The sequence below is a fragment of the Massilia sp. SYSU DXS3249 genome (assembly GCF_053668055.1).
Genome location: NZ_JBSIPX010000003.1, coordinates 114,000 through 135,147 on the forward strand (window position 1 = coordinate 114,000; position 21,148 = coordinate 135,147).

The 21,148-nt window shown below is 66.5% G+C and carries 23 protein-coding genes; 8 read left to right on the forward strand and 15 right to left on the reverse strand.

Annotated elements, in window-relative coordinates; all coding sequences use genetic code 11:
• Positions 1-66: 66 nt before the first annotated feature.
• The 8 genes from lipA to ACWCIA_RS04785 all read right to left on the reverse strand — a co-directional run bounded on the left by lipA (position 67) and on the right by ACWCIA_RS04785 (position 5,502).
• The gene (gene lipA, locus ACWCIA_RS04750; RefSeq protein ID WP_454161418.1) at positions 67-1,053 is read right to left on the reverse strand and encodes a lipoyl synthase; all 987 of its coding nucleotides are present in this window, start codon (positions 1,051-1,053) and stop codon (positions 67-69) included.
• A gap of 23 nt (positions 1,054-1,076) precedes the next feature.
• Entirely contained in the window at positions 1,077-1,772 is a 696-nt protein-coding gene (gene lipB / locus ACWCIA_RS04755; protein ID WP_454161712.1) for a lipoyl(octanoyl) transferase LipB, read from the reverse strand.
• A gap of 87 nt (positions 1,773-1,859) precedes the next feature.
• Entirely contained in the window at positions 1,860-2,126 is a 267-nt protein-coding gene (locus ACWCIA_RS04760) for a DUF493 family protein (RefSeq protein WP_454161420.1), read from the reverse strand.
• Between the two features lie 92 nt (positions 2,127-2,218).
• Complete coding sequence (locus tag ACWCIA_RS04765; protein ID WP_454161422.1) at positions 2,219-3,328, reverse strand: DUF6600 domain-containing protein; 1,110 nt, start codon at positions 3,326-3,328, stop codon at positions 2,219-2,221.
• Between the two features lie 9 nt (positions 3,329-3,337).
• Positions 3,338-4,051 carry a FecR domain-containing protein gene (locus ACWCIA_RS04770; RefSeq protein ID WP_454161424.1) on the reverse strand — a complete coding sequence of 238 codons (714 nt, stop codon included), beginning with the start codon at positions 4,049-4,051 and terminating at the stop codon, positions 3,338-3,340.
• A gap of 146 nt (positions 4,052-4,197) precedes the next feature.
• Positions 4,198-4,836, reverse strand: coding sequence for a LysE family transporter (locus tag ACWCIA_RS04775; RefSeq protein ID WP_454161426.1), 639 nt, complete (start codon positions 4,834-4,836; stop codon positions 4,198-4,200).
• An 83-nt stretch (positions 4,837-4,919) separates the two neighbouring features.
• Positions 4,920-5,204, reverse strand: coding sequence for an HU family DNA-binding protein (locus ACWCIA_RS04780; protein ID WP_454161428.1), 285 nt, complete (start codon positions 5,202-5,204; stop codon positions 4,920-4,922).
• An 85-nt stretch (positions 5,205-5,289) separates the two neighbouring features.
• A complete protein-coding gene (locus tag ACWCIA_RS04785) occupies positions 5,290-5,502 on the reverse strand; it encodes a BrnA antitoxin family protein (protein WP_454161430.1) in 213 nt (70 codons plus the stop codon).
• 214 nt (positions 5,503-5,716) lie between these two features.
• On the opposite strand from ACWCIA_RS04785, the gene ACWCIA_RS04790 reads away from it, so the two are divergent.
• Positions 5,717-6,658, forward strand: a complete 942-nt coding sequence (locus ACWCIA_RS04790) for a DUF808 domain-containing protein (RefSeq protein WP_454161432.1) — start codon at positions 5,717-5,719, stop codon at positions 6,656-6,658.
• Positions 6,659-6,808: 150 nt separating this feature from the next.
• Positions 6,809-9,298, forward strand: coding sequence for a TonB-dependent receptor plug domain-containing protein (locus ACWCIA_RS04795; protein ID WP_454161434.1), 2,490 nt, complete (start codon positions 6,809-6,811; stop codon positions 9,296-9,298).
• A 144-nt stretch (positions 9,299-9,442) separates the two neighbouring features.
• Here ACWCIA_RS04795 and ACWCIA_RS04800 read toward each other — a convergent pair whose 3' ends face one another.
• Complete coding sequence (locus ACWCIA_RS04800) at positions 9,443-9,952, reverse strand: hypothetical protein (RefSeq protein ID WP_454161436.1); 510 nt, start codon at positions 9,950-9,952, stop codon at positions 9,443-9,445.
• 35 nt (positions 9,953-9,987) lie between these two features.
• On the reverse strand, positions 9,988-10,434 hold the full coding sequence (locus ACWCIA_RS04805; protein ID WP_454161438.1) for a hypothetical protein: 447 nt from the start codon (positions 10,432-10,434) through the stop codon (positions 9,988-9,990).
• A gap of 60 nt (positions 10,435-10,494) precedes the next feature.
• On the opposite strand from ACWCIA_RS04805, the gene ACWCIA_RS04810 reads away from it, so the two are divergent.
• The 3 genes from ACWCIA_RS04810 to ACWCIA_RS04820 all read left to right on the forward strand — a co-directional run bounded on the left by ACWCIA_RS04810 (position 10,495) and on the right by ACWCIA_RS04820 (position 13,336).
• Positions 10,495-11,784 (forward strand): SDR family oxidoreductase, encoded by a 1,290-nt coding sequence (locus ACWCIA_RS04810; protein WP_454161440.1) that lies wholly within the window; start codon positions 10,495-10,497, stop codon positions 11,782-11,784.
• Complete coding sequence (locus tag ACWCIA_RS04815) at positions 11,784-12,248, forward strand: DUF2269 family protein (RefSeq protein WP_454161442.1); 465 nt, start codon at positions 11,784-11,786, stop codon at positions 12,246-12,248. Before ACWCIA_RS04810 ends, ACWCIA_RS04815 begins: the two co-directional genes overlap by 1 nt.
• A gap of 68 nt (positions 12,249-12,316) precedes the next feature.
• Complete coding sequence (locus ACWCIA_RS04820) at positions 12,317-13,336, forward strand: zinc-dependent alcohol dehydrogenase family protein (protein WP_454161444.1); 1,020 nt, start codon at positions 12,317-12,319, stop codon at positions 13,334-13,336.
• Here the strand turns inward: ACWCIA_RS04820 and ACWCIA_RS04825 are convergent.
• From ACWCIA_RS04825 to ACWCIA_RS04845, 5 genes are all read right to left on the reverse strand, one after another.
• Positions 13,333-14,112, reverse strand: coding sequence for a glutaminyl-peptide cyclotransferase (locus tag ACWCIA_RS04825; RefSeq protein WP_454161446.1), 780 nt, complete (start codon positions 14,110-14,112; stop codon positions 13,333-13,335). The two genes, ACWCIA_RS04820 and ACWCIA_RS04825, sit on opposite strands and share 4 nt — an antisense overlap.
• 68 nt (positions 14,113-14,180) lie before the next feature.
• Positions 14,181-14,678, reverse strand: coding sequence for a DUF6644 family protein (locus tag ACWCIA_RS04830; RefSeq protein ID WP_454161448.1), 498 nt, complete (start codon positions 14,676-14,678; stop codon positions 14,181-14,183).
• Positions 14,678-15,022, reverse strand: a complete 345-nt coding sequence (locus tag ACWCIA_RS04835; protein WP_454161450.1) for a DUF6152 family protein — start codon at positions 15,020-15,022, stop codon at positions 14,678-14,680. The genes ACWCIA_RS04830 and ACWCIA_RS04835 overlap by 1 nt, the downstream gene beginning before the upstream one ends.
• A 213-nt stretch (positions 15,023-15,235) precedes the next feature.
• Positions 15,236-15,802 carry a histidine phosphatase family protein gene (locus ACWCIA_RS04840; protein ID WP_454161452.1) on the reverse strand — a complete coding sequence of 189 codons (567 nt, stop codon included), beginning with the start codon at positions 15,800-15,802 and terminating at the stop codon, positions 15,236-15,238.
• Positions 15,803-15,993: 191 nt separating this feature from the next.
• Positions 15,994-17,013, reverse strand: a complete 1,020-nt coding sequence (locus tag ACWCIA_RS04845; RefSeq protein ID WP_454161454.1) for a zinc-binding alcohol dehydrogenase family protein — start codon at positions 17,011-17,013, stop codon at positions 15,994-15,996.
• A 209-nt stretch (positions 17,014-17,222) separates the two neighbouring features.
• On the opposite strand from ACWCIA_RS04845, the gene ACWCIA_RS04850 reads away from it, so the two are divergent.
• From ACWCIA_RS04850 to ACWCIA_RS04860, 3 genes are read left to right on the forward strand one after another with little or no spacing between them, the layout of a single operon-like run.
• Positions 17,223-17,747, forward strand: coding sequence for a (2Fe-2S)-binding protein (locus tag ACWCIA_RS04850; protein WP_454161456.1), 525 nt, complete (start codon positions 17,223-17,225; stop codon positions 17,745-17,747).
• A complete protein-coding gene (locus tag ACWCIA_RS04855) occupies positions 17,744-18,775 on the forward strand; it encodes an FAD binding domain-containing protein (RefSeq protein ID WP_454161458.1) in 1,032 nt (343 codons plus the stop codon). The genes ACWCIA_RS04850 and ACWCIA_RS04855 overlap by 4 nt, the downstream gene beginning before the upstream one ends.
• Positions 18,768-21,056, forward strand: a complete 2,289-nt coding sequence (locus ACWCIA_RS04860; protein ID WP_454161460.1) for a xanthine dehydrogenase family protein molybdopterin-binding subunit — start codon at positions 18,768-18,770, stop codon at positions 21,054-21,056. The genes ACWCIA_RS04855 and ACWCIA_RS04860 overlap by 8 nt, the downstream gene beginning before the upstream one ends.
• Positions 21,057-21,148 lie beyond the last annotated feature (92 nt).

Below are 21,148 nucleotides of genomic sequence, written 5' to 3' on the forward strand. Positions count from 1 at the left end.
CCCCGGCAAGGGCAATAAAAAACGGCCTCCGCGGAGGCCGTTCCCTGGGCACTGCCGGCTGACTGCTTACGCCGCCACACCCGCGTTGTGCGCCTGCTGGTCCGCATGGTAGGAGGAACGCACCATCGCGCCCACGGCTGCGTGGACAAAGCCCATCTCGTAGGCCGCTTCCTCGAACTTCTTGAATTGGTCCGGGTGCACGTAGCGGCGCACCGGCAGGTGCGAGTTCGACGGTGCCAGGTACTGGCCGATGGTCAGCATGTCGATGTCGTGCTCGCGCATGTCGCGCATCACCTGCAGGATCTCTTCGTCGGTCTCGCCCAGGCCGACCATGATGCCGGACTTGGTGACTGCGTTCGGGTACATCTTCTTGAAATCGCGCAGCAGTACCAGCGAGTGCTGGTAGTCGGCGCCCGGACGCGCTTCCTTGTACAGGCGCGGCACGGTTTCCAGGTTGTGGTTCATGACGTCGGGCAGGCCGTCGGCGAAGATGTTCAGGGCCTTTTCGAGGCGGCCGCGGAAGTCCGGCACCAGCACTTCGATCTTGGTGTTCGGCGAAAGTGCACGGGTCTTGGTGATGCACTCGACAAAGTGGCCGGCGCCGCCGTCGCGCAGGTCGTCGCGGTCGACCGAGGTGATCACGACGTAGGACAGGCGCAGGTCGGCGATGGTCTTCGCCAGGTTGCCCGGCTCGTTGACGTCGAGCGGGTCGGGGCGGCCGTGGCCGACGTCGCAGAACGGGCAGCGGCGGGTGCACTTGTCGCCCATGATCATGAAGGTCGCGGTGCCCTTGCCGAAGCATTCGCCGATGTTCGGGCAGCTCGCTTCTTCGCAGACGGTGACCAGGTTGTTCGCGCGCAGGATGTCCTTGATTTCGTAGAAGCGCGACGAGGCGGTGGCCGCCTTCACGCGGATCCAGTCCGGCTTTTTCAGGCGCTCGGCATCGGCGATCGGGACGATCTTGATCGGGATGCGCGAGGTTTTACTTGCACCCTTCTGCTTCTCGAGGGCGTTGTAGGCGGGAGTCAGACCGGTGTCGGTATCGGTAGTCATGTCGCATCAGGCCCAGGCGGGCGTCAGTTGGAGTTGTTCGGTTCGGCAGCTTCGGACAGGTGGTGCACGAGGGCGCGCGCCAGTGCTGCCTGCACATCGGCCAGTGGCGCCTCGATGCCCATGGTGCGCATGTCGACGGTGGCCAGGCCGGAATAGCCGCAAGGGTTGATCCACGAGAACGGCGCCAGGTCCATCGCCACGTTCAGCGAGACGCCGTGGTAGGTGCAGCCGTTGCCGCGTACTTTCAGGCCGAGCGCGGCGATTTTCGCGCCGCGGCGCGGGCCCTCGGCAATATAGATGCCGGGCGCGCCGGCAACGCGTTCACCGCCAAGATTATACGCCGCCAGCACGTCGATGACCGCCTGTTCGATTTTTGCCACAAATTGCCGGGCATACAGTTTGCCGCCCGGCTTGTTGCGCCGCAGGTCCATCAGCAGGTAGATCACGACCTGGCCGGGGCCGTGGTAGGTCACTTCGCCGCCGCGGTCGGTCTGCACCACGGGGATGCCGTGGGCCGGCACGCCCGGGCCGGCCAGCAGGTGGCCGCGGTCGGCGCCGAGCCCGAGCGTGAACACGGGCGGATGCTCGACGATCCACAGTTCGTCCGGCGTGTCGCTCGTCCGCGCGTCCGTAAACGCGCGCATGGCGGCAAACGTGGGTTCGTAGTCGGCGCGGCCCAGCTCACGGATGAGCGGACTGGCAGGGCGGATCGGGTGCATGGAAATCCGGTCGGGGAAGGTGGACAGCCCCGACATTATAAGCCAGCACCTATTCCCCTGCCCGGCCGGGATATGCGCCGGGGCGTCTTACATGACGATCTTGACCATCGGGTGAGCCGACAGGGCGCGGTACAGGTCGTCGAGCTGGGCGCGGCTGGTGGCGCGCACGGTGCAGGTCAGGCCGGTGTAGTTGCCCTTGCCCGACGGACGCACTTCCATGCGGCCGTGGTGAAAGGTCGGGTCGAAGCCCACTACGACCTCGACGATCGTGGTGGCAAAGGCGTCGTGCGTCGGGCCCATCACCTTGATCGGGAAGTCGCTCGGATATTCAATGAGGGATTCTTTCGGGTCCATTGTGCAATTCCAGTGCAAAAGCACATTGTAGCCAATGCGGGCCGCGTGCGTACGCCGGCCCCTCCCGGCCGGCGTACGCACGCGTCATTCCATCAGCGTTCCATTTGGCGGACATCGCGGTGGCGCGGGCCGTCGTCGCCACGGCGCATCGTCTGCGGCACCGGCTCCGGCGCCGGGCGCGACACGGTGACCGGTGCCGCAGCCGGTGGTGGCGAGGGCATGGCGCGCGGCGGCGGCGGCGCCACCGCGGTGGCCTGCGGCCGCGGCATCTGGGCCTGGGCTCGGGCGGCGGCCGCTTCCATGGCGCCGGCGGCGCCGCCACGGTGGCCCTCGTCGCGTTGACGCTCCTGGAAGCGCCGCTGGCGCTCCTCGATGGCTTCGCGGCTGACACCGCCGTCGCGGCGCGGATCGCGCTGTAAGCCGCTTGGGGGCAGGGTGGTGATCGTGCCCGGCTGGCGCACGAATCCGGGCTGCACGCTGCCCACCTGCGGCACCGGGGCGGCGACGGCCGGCGGCGCGGTCGTGATCACGGGAGCAGGGCGCTTGTCCCCTTGCCCGGCCCAGCGGCCGTCGCGGCGGTCGCCGTCGCTGCCGTCGCGGCGCCCTTCCCAGCGGCCATCGCGGCGATCATTGGCGTCACGACGCGCTTCCTGGGCCCGCGCCACGGCCTCGCGCATCAGGCGCGGGGTCGGCGGCAGCGCGGCCGGGGCGCTGTTCCAGGCTGCGGGCGGCGTCACGCGCGGTTCGCGCGCCACCACCACTTCGCCGCGCTGGCCGAAGCGCTCCTGCGGCACCACGGTCAGGCCGCGCTGGCGGTAGTCATGGTGCTTGCCGTCGTGCCGCTTGTCATCCTGGCGATCGCGGCGATGGGCGTTCAGGCGGCGCAGGTGTTCGTTCGAATGGCGGTAGTTCGGCACGAAATGGTCGTGCGGCGACAGCGGATACCAGCCTTGCCCGATCGACGGGCGCGAATGGAAATTCAGGTTCCAGCCAGCGCCGCCGACCCAGCCGACCAGGGCCGGCGCCCACACCGGATGGCGCTCGATGCGTCCCGGCGCCCAGGCCCAGCGGTTGTGCACATGGACCCAGCGGCCATAGTGGAAGGGCGCATAGCCCCACGGCGCGTTGTCGACCCAGGTCCAGCCCCAGGGCGCGATCCAGGTCCAGCGGCCGTCGCGGTAGGGCACCCAGGTCGAGGCCACGTTCGGCAGCTAGAGCGCGCCGTATTCGCTGTCGTCGCGCCAGCTGCCGTGGCGGTCGAGGTCCTCGTAGCCCGTCATCTCGGACGTCACGTAGCGGGTGGCGCGGGTCGCGTCGGTCTCGCGGTCGCGCACGGCGGACCACTCGTCGAAGGCGTCGGCCAGGGCTTGCCGGGTGCGCAGGTCATTGCCCTGCATTTCCGCGCTGCGGCCGGCGCGCACGGTGAGGCGCTCGCCGCCGCCCTCGACGATGGCGACGCCGTCGAACACGTTCACGGTGCTGGTGTCGGCCACGCGCCCGGCATCGACGCGTACCCGGCCCGGTCCCTGCAACAGCACGCGTGCATCGGGTGTGGTGAGTTCGAAGCCGGCGGCGACGTCGGCATTGACGACGCGGATGCTGGCGCTGCCGTAGTGCAGGCGCAGGCGCAGCTGCTCGTCGTCGAGCTGCACGACTTCAAGCGCGGTGTCGCCGTCGACCCGGATCGCGGTCGAGCCCACGCGCAGTTCGCTGCGCGCGCCCGCCTGGGTGGAAATCGTGTTGCCGGAGGTGACAGGCCAGTTGACGAGGGCGCTGCTGGCCGCTTCGCCCGGGGTGCTGATGCTGACCTGGCCCTGGGCCAGCGCCACGCGGCCGACCCGGGCCGGGGGATCGTCCGCCAGCGCCAGGTTAGTCAGTGCCGCCAGCGCCAGCAGCGTCGCGGTCTTCAGGGTACGGAGGGACATGGTGGGCTCCAGGCGGTAGGGACGAACAGACGGACTGCGTCGACCTGATTACACCCCAGCGCCGCGTGGCGGACAACCGGGGTTACAGACGGTTGCAAATGCTGCCAGACCGAAACAAACAAACCCGGCCGTGCCCTGCCTGCAACTCAGCTGCTGGCGCGTTCCACGAAGAACAGCATGGAACCAACTACCACGAGTACCGCGCCAAAAAAGCGGTTCTGGATGCGCACCGCGCGCGGGTCGCGGAACAGGCGCTGCATGGAGGCGGCCAGGGTGGCGTAGCCGTGCATCACCAGGCTGTCGATGGTCACCATCGTCACGCCGAGGATCATCAGTTGCTGCAGCAGCGGCGCATCTTTGGAGATGAATTGCGGCAACACCGCGACCATAAAGATGATGCCCTTCGGATTGGTGGCGTTCGTCAGGAAGCCGGTCAGCACGCGCTTGCGCACCGAGGGGTGCGCGGCCAGGCCGGCGCCGCTGGCCGCCGGACCGGTTTCCACCTTCGAGCGCCACTGCGACACGCCGAGCCAGATCAGGTACAGCGCGCCGATCACCTTGACGACGAAGAAGGCCGTGGGCGAGGCCAGCAGCAGGGAACCGACGCCGGCGCCGGCGATGGCCAGCACCAGGATCAGGCCGAGCTGCAGGCCGAACACGGTGGCGCTGGCCTTTTTCACGCCGTAGGCCAGCCCATGCGACATGGACAGGACGGCGCCGGAACCGGGCGAAATGGCGATGACGGTGCCTGCGATGACGAAGGCGATCCAGGTGGCGAAGCTCATGGGGAATTGGCAAACAGAAAAAGGGGAAGGCATGGCGCGGCGAGGGCCGCGGCGCATGCCCGACAAGGCTGATTAGATGGGGATTACTTCTTGTGCGGATTGACGGCCGCCTTCAGCGTCGCGCCGGCGGCGAAACGCGGGGTATTCGAGGAGGCGATGTCGATCACTTCACCGGTGGCCGGAATGCGGCCCTTGCGCGCGGCGCGCTCGGTGACCGAGAACGTACCGAAGCCGGTGATGCCGACCGTGTCGCCTTGCGCCAGGCGTTCGGTGATGATCTCGATGATCGTGTTGACCGCGTTGTTGGCCGCGCTACCGGTCATCTCGGTACGCCTGGCAAATTCCGCGATCAGTTCGCCTTTTTTCATGCTGCCTCCGAAGGTCAAAGAGCGGGAAGGGTAGCACAAGTGATTGCCACTTGTAATCTACTCCCGCCCCCGGAGGAGGCGTGGATTACAACAGGCTCGGCTCGGCTCCGCTGGCCAGGCGCATGCGCAGCGCGGCGTTGATCAGCGTCTGGTAACCGGTGCCGCTGCGCTCGGACAGGTTGCGGAATTCGTTCAGCACCTCGTCGTCGAGGTAGATGGTGATGCGCGTCTTGCGTTTCGGCGGACGGGTGCGGCGCACCGGCGCATTGGCTTGGCTGGCTTGGCTGACTTGGTTCATGGTCGGGATCATCCTGGTCTCCTTCGGCTGGGCGAGGCTGGCGTACCGCAGCCTTCGATAGTGACTATACGTACGTGCCCCCGATCTGCGGTGCCGAAAGCGACGAGCTGCAGATTTACGCGGCTGAAACGCAATTTTTCGCGCTGAACCGTGTGCCTGCGCTACCTGTGCTCGGTTAAGATGCTGCCATATTGTCAATCACAGGAGCAGGTCCATGGCTGCAGGCAGTTTGCTGGCATTACTCGACGACATCGCAACCGTCCTCGACGACGTCACCGTCATGAGCAAGGTGGCGGCCAAGAAGACCGCGGGCGTGCTCGGCGACGACCTCGCGCTCAACGCCCAGCAGGTATCGGGCGTCGACTCCTCGCGCGAACTGCCGGTGGTCTGGGCCGTGGCCAAGGGCTCGTTCTGGAACAAGGCGATCCTGGTGCCGGCGGCGCTGCTGATCTCGGCCTTCGTGCCCTGGCTGATCATTCCGCTGCTGATGATCGGCGGCGCCTTCCTCTGCTTCGAGGGCGCCGAAAAACTGGCCCATAAATTCCTGCACAGCCCGGAAGAAGACGCGGCCCACAAGGAACGCCTGGCGGCGGCGGTAGTTGGCAAGGAAGACATGGTCGCCGTCGAAAAGGAGAAGATCAAGGGCGCGATCCGTACCGACTTCATCCTGTCGGCAGAAATCATCGTCATTTCGCTGGGAACGATCGCGGCCATGCCCTTCATGCAGCAGGTGGTGGTGTTGATCCTGCTCTCCGTGTTGTTCACGGTGGGCGTGTACGGCCTGGTCGCCGGCATCGTCAAGATCGATGACGCCGGCCTCTACCTGAGCCAGAAGGCCAGCGGGTTCGCGCGCGGCCTGGGCCGCATGCTGCTGGCGCTGGCGCCGCGCCTGATGAAACTCCTGTCGATCGTCGGCACCGCCGCCATGTTCATGGTCGGCGGCGGCATCATCAGCCACAACTGGGAACTGCTGCACCATTACTCGGAAGGCATGGCGGAGTGGCTGGGCGCGGTGCCGGGCGTTGGCGGTTTCCTGCACGTGATCGGCCCGATCATCTTCGACGCCCTGGTCGGCCTGCTGGTCGGCGCAATCATCGTGGTGGTGGTGACCCTGGTGAACAAGATGCGCGGCAAGAAGGCCGTGCCGGCGCACTGAGCCGTATGCCGATTTACCTTACTGCATCCTGACGTAATTACAATTGTTGCATTTAGACCTCGGGTAGTCGTTGCAATTTGACATGCCCGAGTCCGCCCTCCAGACTGGTTTGAGAGCTTGCCGCTCGGACCAACTACGTGAGGGAAGAAAATGCAAAAAAGTTCCACGAAGAAAACGGTGCTGGCCCTGTCGATCGCCGCGATGTTCGCCGGCCCAGCAGGTGCCCAGGAAAGCACCGCCACCGAAGGCAGCGCGGCCACCGTCGTGGTGACGGGCACGCGCGTGGCCAACCGCAGTGCGCTCGACACCGCCTCGGCGGTCGACATCATCCCGGCCGAGACATTAAAAAATGCCGGCACCACGGAAATGAACCAGGCGCTGTCGGTCGCCCTTCCTTCCCTCAATTTCCCGCGTCCGTCGCTGACCGACGGCACCGACACCATCCGCCCGGCCACGCTGCGCGGCATGGCGCCCGACCACAGCCTGGTGCTGGTCAATTCCAAGCGCCGCCACGCCTCCTCGCTGGTCAACCTGAACGGCAGCATGGGCCGCGGCTCGGCGGCGGTCGACATGAACACGATCCCGACCGCGATCGTCAGGAACATCGAGGTGCTGCGCGACGGCGCCGCCGCCCAGTACGGGTCGGACGCGATCGCCGGCGTCATCAACCTGCGCCTGCGCACCGACCGCACGGGCGGCGAGGCCAGCGTCACCTATGGCGCGCGCATCAGCGAATACGATTTGTGGAACGACGTGCCCCCGGCCGGCGGCACCTGGAGCGGCCCGGCCTCGCGCGAGCGCACCGACGGCCATACCACCACGGTCAGCGCCTGGAAGGGCCTGGCGCTGGGCGAGACCGGCCACTTGACCATCGCGGCCGAATACAAGGACCAGGCGCGCACCGAGCGCGGCGGCTACGACATGCGCCAGCAATACCCGCGCCTGGCCAACGGCGCTTTTGACCCGCGCGAAAACACGATCAACCGCTTCAATGCCTGGTATGGCGAACCGGAAATGGAGCAAACGACCCTGTTTGCCAACGCCGGCAACGACCTCGGCAACGGCATGAAGGTGTATGGCTGGGCCAGCTACCAGAACCGGCAAGCCCGCTCGAGCGGCTTCTTCCGTCCGGCCCAGGACGCGCGCAACATCCTCTCCATTTATCCGGACGGCTTCCTGCCGGTGATCGCCCCGACCGTGGACGACTTCAGCATGACCGGTGGCCTGACCTGGACGCTGGGCAATTGGGATGTCGACGCCTCCCTCGGCTACGGCAAGAACCGGATGGAATTCGAGATCCAGAACACGCTCAACCGCTCGATCGGGCCGAGCAGCAAGACCCAGTTCGACGCCGGCGGTTTTGCCTACGACCAGCTGGTGCTGAACCTGACCGGCGTGCGCTCGCTGGACGTGGCCGGGCTCTCGTCGCCGTTGAACATTGCGGTCGGCACCGAAGTGCGGCGCGAAGGCTATGAATTGTTCGCCGGCGAGCCGGATTCCTACCGCTACGGCGGCGAAGTGCTGGCCAACGGCACCCCGGCGGCCCCGGGCGCCCAGGTCTTCCCGGGCTTCCGTCCGGCCAACGAAATCGACACCCACCGTACCGCGGTCGGCGCTTTCGTCGACCTGGAAGCGAACCTGACCCCGCAACTGCTGGCGTCGGTCGCGGTACGCGCCGAGCATTACTCGGACTATGGCAACAGCCTGGCCGGCAAACTCGCCGGCCGCTACGATTTCAGTAAAGCCTTCGCCCTGCGCGGCTCGGTGCAGAACGGTTTCCGGGCGCCGTCGCCGCAGCAGCAGAACTTCACGTCGACCTCGACCAATTTCATCAACGGGGTGCCGTTCGAGATCACGACATTCAAACCGACTGACCCGGTGGCCGTCGCCCTCGGCGCACAGCCGCTCGATGCCGAAAAATCGGTCAACCTGTCGCTCGGCGCGGTGCTGCGCTTCGACCCAATCAGCGTGACCATCGACGCCTACCGCATCAAGATGCGCGACCGCATCGTGCTGTCGGAGAACCTGACCCAGGCCAATGTGCGCACCTACATCGCCTCCCAGGGGTTTGTCGGCGTGGGCGGCGGGCGCTTCTTCATCAACGGCGTCGACACCACCACCGACGGCATCGACGTCGTCGTCAACTGGCCGATCAACGCCGGCACGGCAGGGCGCTTCGACGTCACGCTGGCGGGCAACATCAACAGCACCGAAGTGACCAAGGTGCCGGTAACGGCGCAGCTGGCCGCATTGAGCCCGGCGCCGGTGCTGTTCGACCGCGCCAACATCATCGCGCTCGAGGAAGGGCAGCCGAAAAACAAGCTCAGCGCCAACCTGAACTGGAAGCTGGGCCCCTGGGGCCTGACCGCGCGCGCCACCCGCTACGGCAAGGTAATGACGCCGGGCACGACGGCCGCCTTCGACTTCCCGCTCGGTGCGAAGACCCTGGTCGACCTCGAGGCGCGCTATGCCCTCACGCCCAAGCTGACCCTGGCGCTGGGCGCGGACAATGTCTTCGACCAGTATCCGGAAACCCAGCCGCCTTCGCTGAACACGACGGGTAATACGCCGTTCTCGAACTACTCGGCGTTCGGGCGTTCGGGGCGCTTTGTCTACGCCCGCGCCAATTACGGGTTTTAAGGATTGACGATCGGCCGGCCGGCAAAACGAAGGGACGTAGGGTGGACGGGTTCCCCGTCCACGCGGTGAGCGCTACTGGCTCCGATATCGCGTTTGATGATCTTGCCGCTAACTATCACCGCGTGGACGGCGTAGCCGTCCACCCTACGAACGGCGTCGCCTTGCCGCAAAGCCATCGCGCACGGCCCAAATCAATGCCCCGACCGCCATTGCAGTGAGCACCCAGCTCGCCCAGCCGTGATCGACACGGATCAGCATCATCTCGCCGACGTGCCACTCGCTCAGCATGAATGCACCCAGCACGACCAGGGCGCCCAGGTTCATGAACAGCAGCAGGTGCAGCACGCGCTCGGAGGCCGGCAGCACGCGGATCTCGCCTTCCACGACGACGTCGCGCGCCGACACCAGCACCTCCGCCAGCAGCAGCGCGGCGATCCACCACACCAGCGGCCCATGCCAGGCGAACCAGGCGATCGACGCGAACAGGCAGGCGAAGATGCACTCGCGCGACGCATGCAGGCCTTCTTCCTCGGCTGCGTCGCGGCGATCGGGCAGTTTCGCCAGCCACTCATGGTTCAGGACAATGTCGATGAACCCGAGCACACCGTGCAGCAGCAGCGCATACAGGAAAGCGGAAGGCGCGGAGAGCGGCACGTTTTTCCCGCCTGTTCTAGACTGATGACTGAAGCTTAATTCCGGCGCAAGGCGATCGCTCCCAGCGCCAGGCCGACCGCAAAGGCGGCATATACGCCGGCCAGCGACTTTTTCGACAGGCGCATTTCGTAGCCGGGGTTCAGGCGCTTCGGGGTCATCTTGTAGTCGACGAAGCAGGCCAGTGCCGAGGTGGCGGCCGAGGTGGCGAGCGTCACGCGCAAGTCCTTGCGGTCGAGCTTCTCGCCGGCCAGCTTTTCGAACAGCACCGACCAGAAGGTGGCGCTGAGGTGGTGGATCGCGTAGCCGGTGATGGTGTACTTCAGCGAAAACTCGTCGTGTTCGGCGGCTTCGTCACCCCAGATCCAGTGGCTGACGGCGTTGGTCGGCGCATAGGCGCTGCCCGTCTCGCTGCGCCCGAGCAGGGCCAGCGCCGCGGTCGAGACCACGCTGGAAACGCCGCCCGAGACCAGGCCGCGTTGCATCGATGTTGTCCAATCTGTCATATTGATCATCCTTGTCGAATCGGGTGAAAGGGAAAACGCATGCGGATCTTGCTGACGGGCGCCAGTGGCTTCATCGGGCAGCACCTGCTGCAGGCGCTGCTGGCCGAAGGCCACCACGTCGTGTGCGCCGTGCGCACGCCCGGAACGAGCCAGGATCCACGTTGTACCTATGTTCATGCTGACTTCGCAAAAGATACCGACAAATCCGTTTGGCTGGCGCGCCTTTCCAAGGTCGAGGCCGTCATCAACACGGTCGGGATTTTCCGCGAGTCGGGCAACCAGACCTTCGAACGCCTGCACCTGGAAACGCCGCGCGCGCTGTTCGCCGCCTGCGCCGAGTCCGAGCACGTGCAGATGGTGATCCAGCTCTCGGCCCTCGGTGCGGACCAGCATGCCGAGACCCGCTACCACCTGTCCAAGCGCGCCGCCGACGACTACCTGGCCGGCCTGCCGGTGCGCGCCTACATCGTCCAGCCCTCGCTGGTCTACGGCAAGGAGGGCACCAGCGCGCGCGTGTTCAAGGGCCTGGCCAGCATGCCCTTCGCGCTGCGCTTCGGCGCCGCCCCGCAACTGGTGCAGCCGGTGCACATCGACGACGTCGTCGGCGCCATCCTCGCCCTGCTGCGCCACAAGCTGCCGATGCCCCCTGGCGTAACCTCGCTGCGGGTGCCGCTGGTCGGCCCCGAAGCGCTGCCCTTCACCGACTACCTGGCCAGGCTGCGCGCCGCCATGGGACTGGGAAGGCTGCGCGTGCTGCCGCTGCCCGGTTTCATGGCACGCGCGATGGCGAAAATCGGGCGCTGGCTGCCCGGCGGCCTGCTCGACGAGGAAGCCCTGCGCATGTTGGACCGGGGCAATACCGGCGACGCCGCCGTCATCCGCCACCTGCTCGGGCGCCCTCTGAAAACCATCGCCGAATTCGTCACCGACCCTCGCGCCGAACGCACGCTGGCCAAGCTGGGCTGGCTGCTGCCGACGCTGCGCTGGAGCATCGTCGCGGTGTGGATCATTACCGCCATCGTGTCCTTCGGTTTGTATCCGGTCGAGCAAAGCTATGAATTGCTTGCGCGCACCGGCATCCCGGAGGCCCTGCAGCCGCTGATGCTGTATGGCGCCGCCACTTTCGACCTGCTGCTGGGCCTGGGCATCGCCTTCCTGCCGCGGCGGCGCTGGCTGTGGCTCGCACAATTGGCGCTGATCGGTTTTTATACGGTCGTGATAGCGTTCAAGTTGCCCGAATTTTTGCTGCACCCCTATGGTCCGCTGACCAAGAACCTGCCGATGCTGGCCGCCATCTGGCTGCTGTACGAACTGGAAGAGGAGAACTAATGGACTACGTGGTCGTGAAATGGTTGCACATCCTGTCGTCGACCTTCCTGTTCGGCACCGGCATCGGCTCGGCCTGGTACATGCTGTTCGCCACCATGAGCCGCGACGTGCGCGCGATTGCCGTGGTCACCCGCAACGTGGTCTGGGCCGACTGGCTGTTCACCGCCACCACGGCCGTCATCCAGCCGCTGACCGGCTTCTACATGATCCACCTGGCCGGCTATCCCTTCCACAGCAAGTGGATCATGTGGTCGATCGCCCTCTACGTGCTGGCCGGCGCCTGCTGGCTGCCGGTGGTGTGGATCCAGATGCGCCTGCGCGACCTGTCGGCCGAGGCGGCGCGCACCAACAGCGAACTGCCGCCGCAGTACTGGCGCCTGTTTAAAATCTGGGTGGCGCTGGGGGTGCCGGCGTTTGCCGCCTTCGTCGTCATCTTCTGGCTGATGGTGGCCAAGCCTATGTAACTGTCGAACAACCGGGCAACGCGGCCGGCCCCGGAACGGCCGCGACCACAAAGGTGATGGAGGAAACGATGCGGGCATATCAGATTTTGCCGGGCGATAACATCGACGGCTTGCAGTGCGTGAATTTTCCCGAGCGCGCGCTGGCGCTGGGCGAGGTGCGGGTGCGCGTGCACGCCGTGTCGCTGAACTACCGCGACCTGATGGTCGCCAGCGGCAATTACCTGGTGAATGTGGACAACCCCATCATCCCCTGCTCGGACGGCGCCGGCGAAGTGCTGGCCGTCGGCCATGGCGTGACGAGTCTGCAGGTGGGCGACCGCGTGGCCGCCTCCTTTTTCCCGCACTGGCAGGACGGGCGCACGTCGCCGACCAAAATCCGCCATGCGCTGGGCGGCGACATCGACGGCATGCTGGCCGAGGAAGTCATCCTGCACGAAGAGGCGCTGGTGAAAATTCCGCCGCAGCTGAGCTATATCGAGGCCGCGACCATGCCCTGCGCCGGCGTCACCGCCTGGAACGCGATTTTCAGGTCCAGCAACGACATCCAGCCAGGCGACACGGTGCTGCTGCTGGGCACCGGCGGCGTTTCGGTGCTGGGCCTGCAACTGGCGAAAGCGGCCGGGCTGCGCACCATCATCACCTCCTCGAGCGACGAAAAACTGCAGCGCGCACGCGAACTCGGCGCCCACCACACGATCAACTACCGGGCGATGCCCGAATGGCAGGAAGAAGTGCTGCGCCTGACCCACGGTCACGGCGCCGACGTGGTGCTGGAAGTGGGCGGGCAGGGCACGGTGAACCGCTCGGTGGCCTCGTGCGCGATGGGCGGCAGCGTCGCCATCATCGGCGGCGTCAGCGGTTTTGGCGGAGAAGTCAATCCGGCTTCCCTGCTGGCCGGCGCCAAGCGCATGGTCGGCATTTTTGTCGGCAGCCGCGCCATGCTCGAAGACGTGATGCGCTTTGCCGCCGTGACGAACCTGGAACCGGTAGTCGACCGCGTGTTCACCTTCGACCAGGCAAAGGAAGCCTACCGTTACATGGAATCAGGTTCGCATTTCGGCAAAGTGGTGATTGCCGTTACCCCTTAACGGCCCTGGAAGCGGACAAGTTCAATTTCAAATAACTTCGGCCACAATTTTCCGGTGACATACAGCTTCTTGCGCTTGCTGTCGTAGGCGATACCGTTCAGCACGGCATCGACCGAGCTGGTGCCGCGCTGGGCGGGCGGCAGCAGGTTCGTCAGGTCGATCCAGCCGACCACCTTGCCCGACTGCGGGTCGATTCGCGCGATCACGTCGGTGCCCCAGACGTTGGCGAACAGCTCGCCGTCGACCATTTCGAGTTCGTTCAACGCATCAATCGGCTTGCCGTCGGCCGTCACCTGCACGCGCCTTACTTCCTTCAAGGTATGCGGGTCGAGCACGCGGATCTGGGCGCTTCCGTCGCTCATGTAGAGCTGGCGCGCGTCGCTGGCCAGGCCCCAGCCTTCGCCTTCATACGGAAAGCGCGCTTTCACGGCAAAGGTTTTGGCGTCGAACACGTAGCCGGTCTTCGAGCGCCAGGTCAGGCCGAGGATGTTATCGCCGAAGGCGGTCGAGCCCTCGCCGAAGACTTCCTGCGGCAGGTCGGCCTTTTGCAATACCTTGCCGGTTTTCAGGTCGAGCTTGCGCAACATGGAGCGTCCGGCGATGCCGGTGGTTTCAAACAGCTGGCCATCGCGGAAGAACAGGCCCTGCGTAAACGCCTGCGGGTCGTGGGGGTAGGTGTTTTTTACGACAAACCCGTAGACGGGGATGGCCGCCGCGGCGGCGTTGCAGGCGCAGCCGGCGAGGACGAGCGCGGCGATGGTCGAGGGTTTCAGCATGGCTGATGCGGGTAGAGGTGATGAGGGCTCACTGTAGCAGAAGGCGGACGCGGCTGCTGTTGCCATGCTTACAGGTAGGCCAGCAGGCGGCCGCAGGTGATCACGCCCAGCCACAGCAGGATCGACAGGGCGGCGCCCAGGCGGGCGGCCATCGGCGCCGGCCTTTCCCGGTCCCAGGCGGCCACGGTGCGGTAGGGCAGCAGGTGGAAGGCGAGGGCATTGAGGCCGGCGGCAGCGATCAGGGCAAGCTTCAACAGAAAAGCGGGATTGTTCGCCAGCTCGACCGGATGCGCGGAAAACAGCAGCAGCCCGGCCGGGATCACGAACAGGGTACTCGCGAGCGCCCAGCGCAACAGGTGGCGCCCCAGTTCGGCCACCGGCAGCGCCCGCGCGAAGCCGAGCACGCGCAAATCGAACAGCACGACGCTGCCGACCAGCACCGAAAAGCCGGCGATGTGCACGATCTCGACGACCGGGTAGGCCCAGAGCGCGGTGCGCATCGTTTCCGACACGGGCGTGCCGGCCAGCCATGTCAGCCACACAGGCGCGCCGGCCCCTTCCTCCATCAGCGCAGCTCCGTGGTCTTGCCATCGATCGTGATGCGCTCGGCGCGCAGTTCGTCGCCCTTGCTGCGGTGCGGATAGCCGTGCACGGTTGCCTTCTGGCCGGCCACCAGTTTGGCGGACGGCAAGCCGCGGCTTTCCATGCGATAGGGCGGCGCCAGCACCACCAGCCAGGTTTTATCCGCCGTTTTCAGGCGCACGAAGCCGTGCGGCTGTTCATAGCCGCTCTGTTCGATGGTGCCGGTGAGGTCGAGCGGCTTGTCGGCCTGGTATTCGCTCCAGCCATGGTGGGCCAGGGCGCTGCCGGCAAGGGCGGAGGCGGCGGCAAGCAGGATGAGACGTTTCATGAGCTTCTCCCGTGGAACGACAGCCACCGATTCTACGCGCTATCTTTGCCGGCACTGCTCCCGCGCGGCCGCTGTAGGCGTTTGTACAACGTTTTCAGAGCGCCTAACAAAACCTTCAGAGCAAGGGATGCGGCCGCCCGACGCAGCGACGAAGACAGTACGACTGTACGGCAAGGAGCTGCAACGCAGCTATGGAGGTTTTGTTAGGCGCTCTTAGTGGGCTTTCAGGCGGCCGATGACTTCCAGCTTCCCGCCGCGCGGCACCGTCAGCACCATCTCTCCCTGGGACACCGATTGCCCGGTCAGGGCGCGGATGTTGACGTCGTGCGTCACCAGCACCAGGGGTGCCTTTTCCGTCCACGCGGCCAGCCTGGCCTGCAGGGCACGCAGCTTGGCGCCGGCGGCGGTGTCATCGTCGTTGAACATCGAATCGAGGCTCGGTTCCGGCTGCACGCGCCCGAAAGCCAGGCGCGCCGTGTCCAGGCAGCGGCACCAGCGGCTCGACCAGACGGCGCCGGGCTGGACGCCGCGCTGCCGGAAGGCCGCGCCGATGGCCTCGGCGTCGCGGCGGCCGGCGCCGGAGAGGTTGCGCTGGGTAGGACACTTGCCAAGGACGAAGCCGGGCGGGTCGCCGATGCCGGGCACCGTCTGCGCATGGCGCATCAGGACCGTGACGCCGCCTCCCTGCAGGCGCTGCCAGAGGGCGTCGTCGTCGGTGTCGGCTGCCTGCGCGAGCGGTCCGGCGCAGGCCAGCAGAAGGGCGAATAAAACGGCTTTCATGGCAGCTCCCGGTGGCGATATCGCAGCCACATGCGATGGCGGAGAGACCACCACATGCAGCATGAATAATACGATTTATTCGATTTATCTAATTTAAACCGTATAAATCATAATACCGTTTAATTTAGGCGTTTTTTGAGGTTTGGCGAAGGCCTCAAAAAATGCCAAAAGACAATCAAAACCCCGATAAATCAGCCCCCGAAACCCTCGAGCACCACCTTGCCGCTGGCCGCTCCACTCTCGATGAAGGCATGCGCGCGGCGCAGGTTGGCGGCATTGATCGGTCCGAAATGCTCGGCCAGCGTGGTGCGGATGCGGCCATCCTCGACCAGCTGCGCCACCTCGTTGAGCAGCAGGTGCTGTTCCTGCAGGTCCGGCGTGTTGAACAGCGAACGGGTGAACATCAGTTCCCAGTGCAGGGAAATGCTTTTGCGCTTCAGGAGGCGCACGTCGATCGGTTCCGGGTCGTCGATCAGCGCCAGCTTGCCCTGCGGTTTCAGGGCATTTACCAGGGACTCGAAATGCTTGTCGGTGTTGGTCAAGCTGATGACGTAGTCGACTTCGCCCAGGCCCGCTTCCTGCAGCGCCGTGTCCAGGGGCCGGCTGTGATCGACCACGTGCTGGGCGCCGAGGATGCGCACCCACTCCTGGGTCTGCGGGCGCGAGGCGGTGCCGATCACGGTCAGCCCGGTCAGCTGGCGCGCGAGCTGGATCAGGATCGAACCGACCCCGCCGGCCGCGCCCACCACCAGCAGTTTCTGCCCATGGTGCGCGCCTAACTGCAGGTTCAGGCGGTCGAACAGCAGTTCCCAGGCCGTGATCGCCGTCAGCGGCAGCGCCGCCGCCTCGGCAAAGCCGAGGTTGGCCGGCATGCGCCCGACGATCCGCTCATCCACCAATTGCAGCTCGCTGTTGCTGCCGGCGCGGTGGATGGCGCCGGCGTACCAGACGCGGTCGCCCGGCTTGAACAGGGTCACCTGGGGCCCGACGGCGCGCACGATGCCGCTCGCATCCCAGCCCAGCACGCGCGGCTCCGCCTGCGCCTCGGGCGGCAGGCCGCGGCGCACCTTGGTGTCGACCGGATTCACCGAGACGGCGTGAACCTCGACCAGGACATCGTGGCCGGTGGCGACCGGGTCGGGCAGGGTAATGTCCTGCAGGGCGGCGTCGTTGTCGGCGGGCAGGGAGGCAAATGCGGCGATGGCTTTCATGGTTTCCTCTTGTGAAGTGATACTGAAGTGATACGAGACAGTGTAGCCCTTCGGGGCGGATTCGACCGGGCGCCGGGCCGTACGGCGCCGGCGCTAACCGTGCGCCGGTAGGGACCGCCTTGCCCCTAAGATGAACTCGACGGAACGGCAAGCCCTTCCGCGCTGACTGTGCACACCGCCGCCGCGCTCCACCCCTGAAAGGATTTGCCATGACCGCTCCCGAGCGCTATCCGCTCATGCTGCGCATCAACGGCCGCGAACACCGGCTCGAACTCGAGGCCTGGGTCACGCTGCTCGACCTGCTGCGCGAGCGCCTGCACCTGACCGGCTCGAAAAAGGGCTGCGACCACGGCCAGTGCGGCGCCTGCACCGTCCTCGTCGACGGCAGGCGCATTAATGCCTGCATGACTCTCGCCGTGATGCAGGAGGGCCGCGAGATCACCACCATCGAAGGCCTGGCCGAGGGCGATGCGCTGCACCCGATGCAGCAGGCCTTTGTCGACCACGACGCCTTCCAGTGCGGCTACTGCACCCCGGGCCAGATCTGCTCGGCCGTCGGCCTGATCAACGAGGGCCACGCGAAGACGGTGGCCGACGTGCGCGAACTCATGAGCGGCAACGTATGCCGCTGCGGCGCCTATCCGGGCATCCGCAAGGCCGTGTGCGCCGTCGCCGGGATCGAGGGCGGCGACACCGCCACGCGTCCGGTCGTGGTCGGGACGGTGCCGGCATGAACCCCTTTTCCTTTGCCCAACCGCGCGATGCAGGCGCCGCCGTGGAGCAGGTGGCGAATAATCCTCGCTTCAGCGGCGAGGCCGTGCGTTTCATTGCCGGCGGCACCAATTTGCTCGACCTGATGAAGGAAGGCGTCATGACTGCCGGCCGCCTGGTCGACATCAACCGCCTGCCGCTGGACGCCATCGAGGAGGACGGCGACAGCCTGCGCCTGGGCGCCACCGCGCGCAACGCCGACACCGCCTACCACCCGCTGGTGCGCGAGCGCTACCCGCTGCTCACCGCTGCCATCCTGGCCGGGGCGTCTCCCCAGCTGCGCAACATGGCGACGAATGGCGGCAACCTGCTGCAGCGCACCCGCTGCTATTATTTTTACGACCTGGCCACACCCTGCAACAAGCGCGAACCCGGCAGCGGCTGCGCGGCCATCGGCGGAATCACGCGCCAGCACGCGATCCTCGGCGCCAGCGCGCACTGCATCGCGACCCATCCGTCGGACATGTGCGTGGCCCTGGCCGCGCTGGAGGCGACGGTGCATGTGGAATCCGGGCGCGGCAAGCGCGCCATCTCCTTCGCCGACTTCCACCGCCTGCCGGGCGACACGCCCCAGTACGACGCGGTGCTCGAAGCCGACGAACTGATCACCCACATCACCCTGCCCGATGCGCGCCGCTACGCCGCCCACTCGGCCTACCTGAAATTGCGCGAACGCCTGTCGTATGCCTTCGCCCTGGTGTCGGTGGCCGCCGCGCTCGACATCGGGGACGACGGCGTGATCCGGAGCGGCCGCATCGCGCTCGGCTCGGTAGCCCACAAACCCTGGCGCAAACCTGAGGCCGAACAGCTGCTCGCCGGGCAGCGGCCGGATGCGGCCCTGTTCGGGCGCGCGGCGGACGTCCTGCTCGAGGGTGCGCGCGGCCAGGGCCACAACGATTTCAAAGTGGGCCTGGCGCGCAAGGCGATCGTGCGCGCGCTGCAGACGGCGGTGCAGGGCACCGTGACTAACCTGGGAGCGCAGCATGACTGACCTGATCCCCGCCCTGAAAACGCCGGTCGCCGAGCCGGGTACCGGGCGCGTCGCCACCGGCACCGACGTCTCGCGCGTGGACGGGCGCGCCAAGGTGACCGGCGCTGCGCAATACGCCGCCGAACACTTCGCGCCCGGCCTGCTGTACGGCGTGGTCGTCAGCGGGACGGTCGCCAAGGGCCGCATCCGCGAAATCGACACGACGGAGGCGCTGGCGCTCGACGGCGTAATCGAGGTGCTGAGCCACCTGAACCGCCCGAAAGTGCGCGGCTTCGACCTCGCCTGGAAGGACATGACGGCGCCGGCCGGCTCGCCCTTCAAGCCGCTCTACGACGACAAGGTCATCTACAGCGGCCAGCCGGTGGCGCTGGTGCTGGCCGAGACCTTCGAGGCGGCCCGTCGGGCGGCGGCGCTGGTGCGCGTGCACTACGACGTCGAGCCGCACGACACCCGGCTCGAGGCCAACCTCGGCCGCGCGCGTGCGCCCTGCCCGCTGAAATCCGGTTTCGAGCCGCCGCCGCCCGAGAAGGGCAAGGCGGAGAAGGCGTGGCAGGCGGCGCCGGTACGGATCGAGGCGCGCTTCCACCACGGCGTCGAGCACCACAATCCGATGGAGATGTTCGCCTCGACCGTCATCCGCGGCGAAGACGGCCACCTGACGATCTACGAGAAGACGCAGAGCTCGCAGAACAACCGCTGGTACGTGTCGCATGTGTTCGGACTGCCCAAGGACAAGGTCACGGTGCGCAATCCGTACGTCGGCGGCGCCTTCGGTTCCGGCCTGCGCCCGCAGTACCAGCTGACCCTGGCCGTGATGGCGTCTCTGCATTTAAAACGCTCGGTGCGGGTGGTGCTCACGCGCCAGCAGATGTTCAGCTTCGGCCACCGTCCGGAAACCGTGCAGACCGTGAAACTGGCGGCCGAACGGGACGGCACCCTGCGCGCCATCCTGCACGAGGCCATCGGCGAAACCTCGCAGATCGAGGACCACGCCGAGGTCGTCGTCAACTGGTCGGGCCTGCTCTACGCCTGCGACAACATCCGGCTCGGCTACAAGGTCGTCAGCCTCGACCAGTACACGCCGATCGACATGCGCGCGCCCGGCGCGGCGCACGGCATGCATGCGCTGGAAGTGGCGATGGACGAGCTGTCCTACGCGCTCGAGATGGACCCGCTGGCGCTGCGCCTGAAAAATTATGCAGAGCGCGTGCCGATCGAGGACAAGCCGTATTCGAGCAAGGAGCTGCGCGCCTGCTATGCGCAAGGAGCCGAGAAATTCGGCTGGTCGCGCCGCCCGCTCGCGCCGCGCTCGATGCGCGAGGGTTCGGAGCTGGTCGGCTGGGGGATGGCGACCGGGGTCTGGGATGCGATGCAGCTGTTCGCCCGCGCCAGCGCCGTGATGCACGCGGACGGGCGACTGGTGGTGTCGAGCGCGGCCTCCGACATCGGTACCGGCACCTATACCGTGATGGCGATGATCGCCGCCGAAAGCATGGGCCTGCCGCTCGAGCGCGTGACCTTCCAGCTGGGCGACTCGACGCTGCCGGTGGCGCCGATCGAGGGCGGCTCCTCGCACGTGGCGACGGTCGGTTCGGCGGTAGCGGGCGCCTGCGACAAGCTGCGTTTGAGCCTGCTGCGCCATGCGCAGTCGGCCGCCGACTCTCCCTTCCGCGACAAGCGTCTAAAAGACGTGGAATTCACGGGCGGCACCATGCGCCTGAAGGACGATCCGGGCACGTTTATCTCGCTGGGCCTGGTCGCCGAACGGAGCAGCCGCGGCCGCATCGAGGAAAAATACCTGCTGCTGCCGCAGATGCTGAAACAGCGCAAGTACCGGCGCCTGGTGCACTCGGCCGTGTTCGTGGAGGTGCGGGTCGACGAGGAACTCGGCATCGTGCGCGTGACGCGCGTGGTCAGCGCGGTGGCGGCCGGGCGCATCATGAACACGAAAACGGCGGGCAGCCAGATTGTCGGCGGCGTGGTCTGGGGCATCAGCCAGGCGCTGCACGAGGAAAGCCACCTGGATCACCGCTTCGGGCGCTTCATGAACCACAACCTGTCGGAATACCACGTGGCGGTGAACGCGGACATCCACGACATTGACGTCCTGTTCGTGGAAGAAGACGACCGCATCGTCAGCCGCCTGGGCGCCAAGGGCGTGGGCGAGATCGGCCAGGTAAGCGTGGCCGCGGCGGTCAGCAACGCGATCTACCACGCGACCGGCAAGCGCATCCGCACGACGCCGATCACGCCCGACAAGGTGCTGGCGGGCGGGCCCTGAACGGGCTCCGCGCCGCTCGACAAGTGTGCGCGGACACCTGCCCCTTCGTCCATACTGGTTTGACCCTTTCCACCACTGCCGCAAGGAGCATC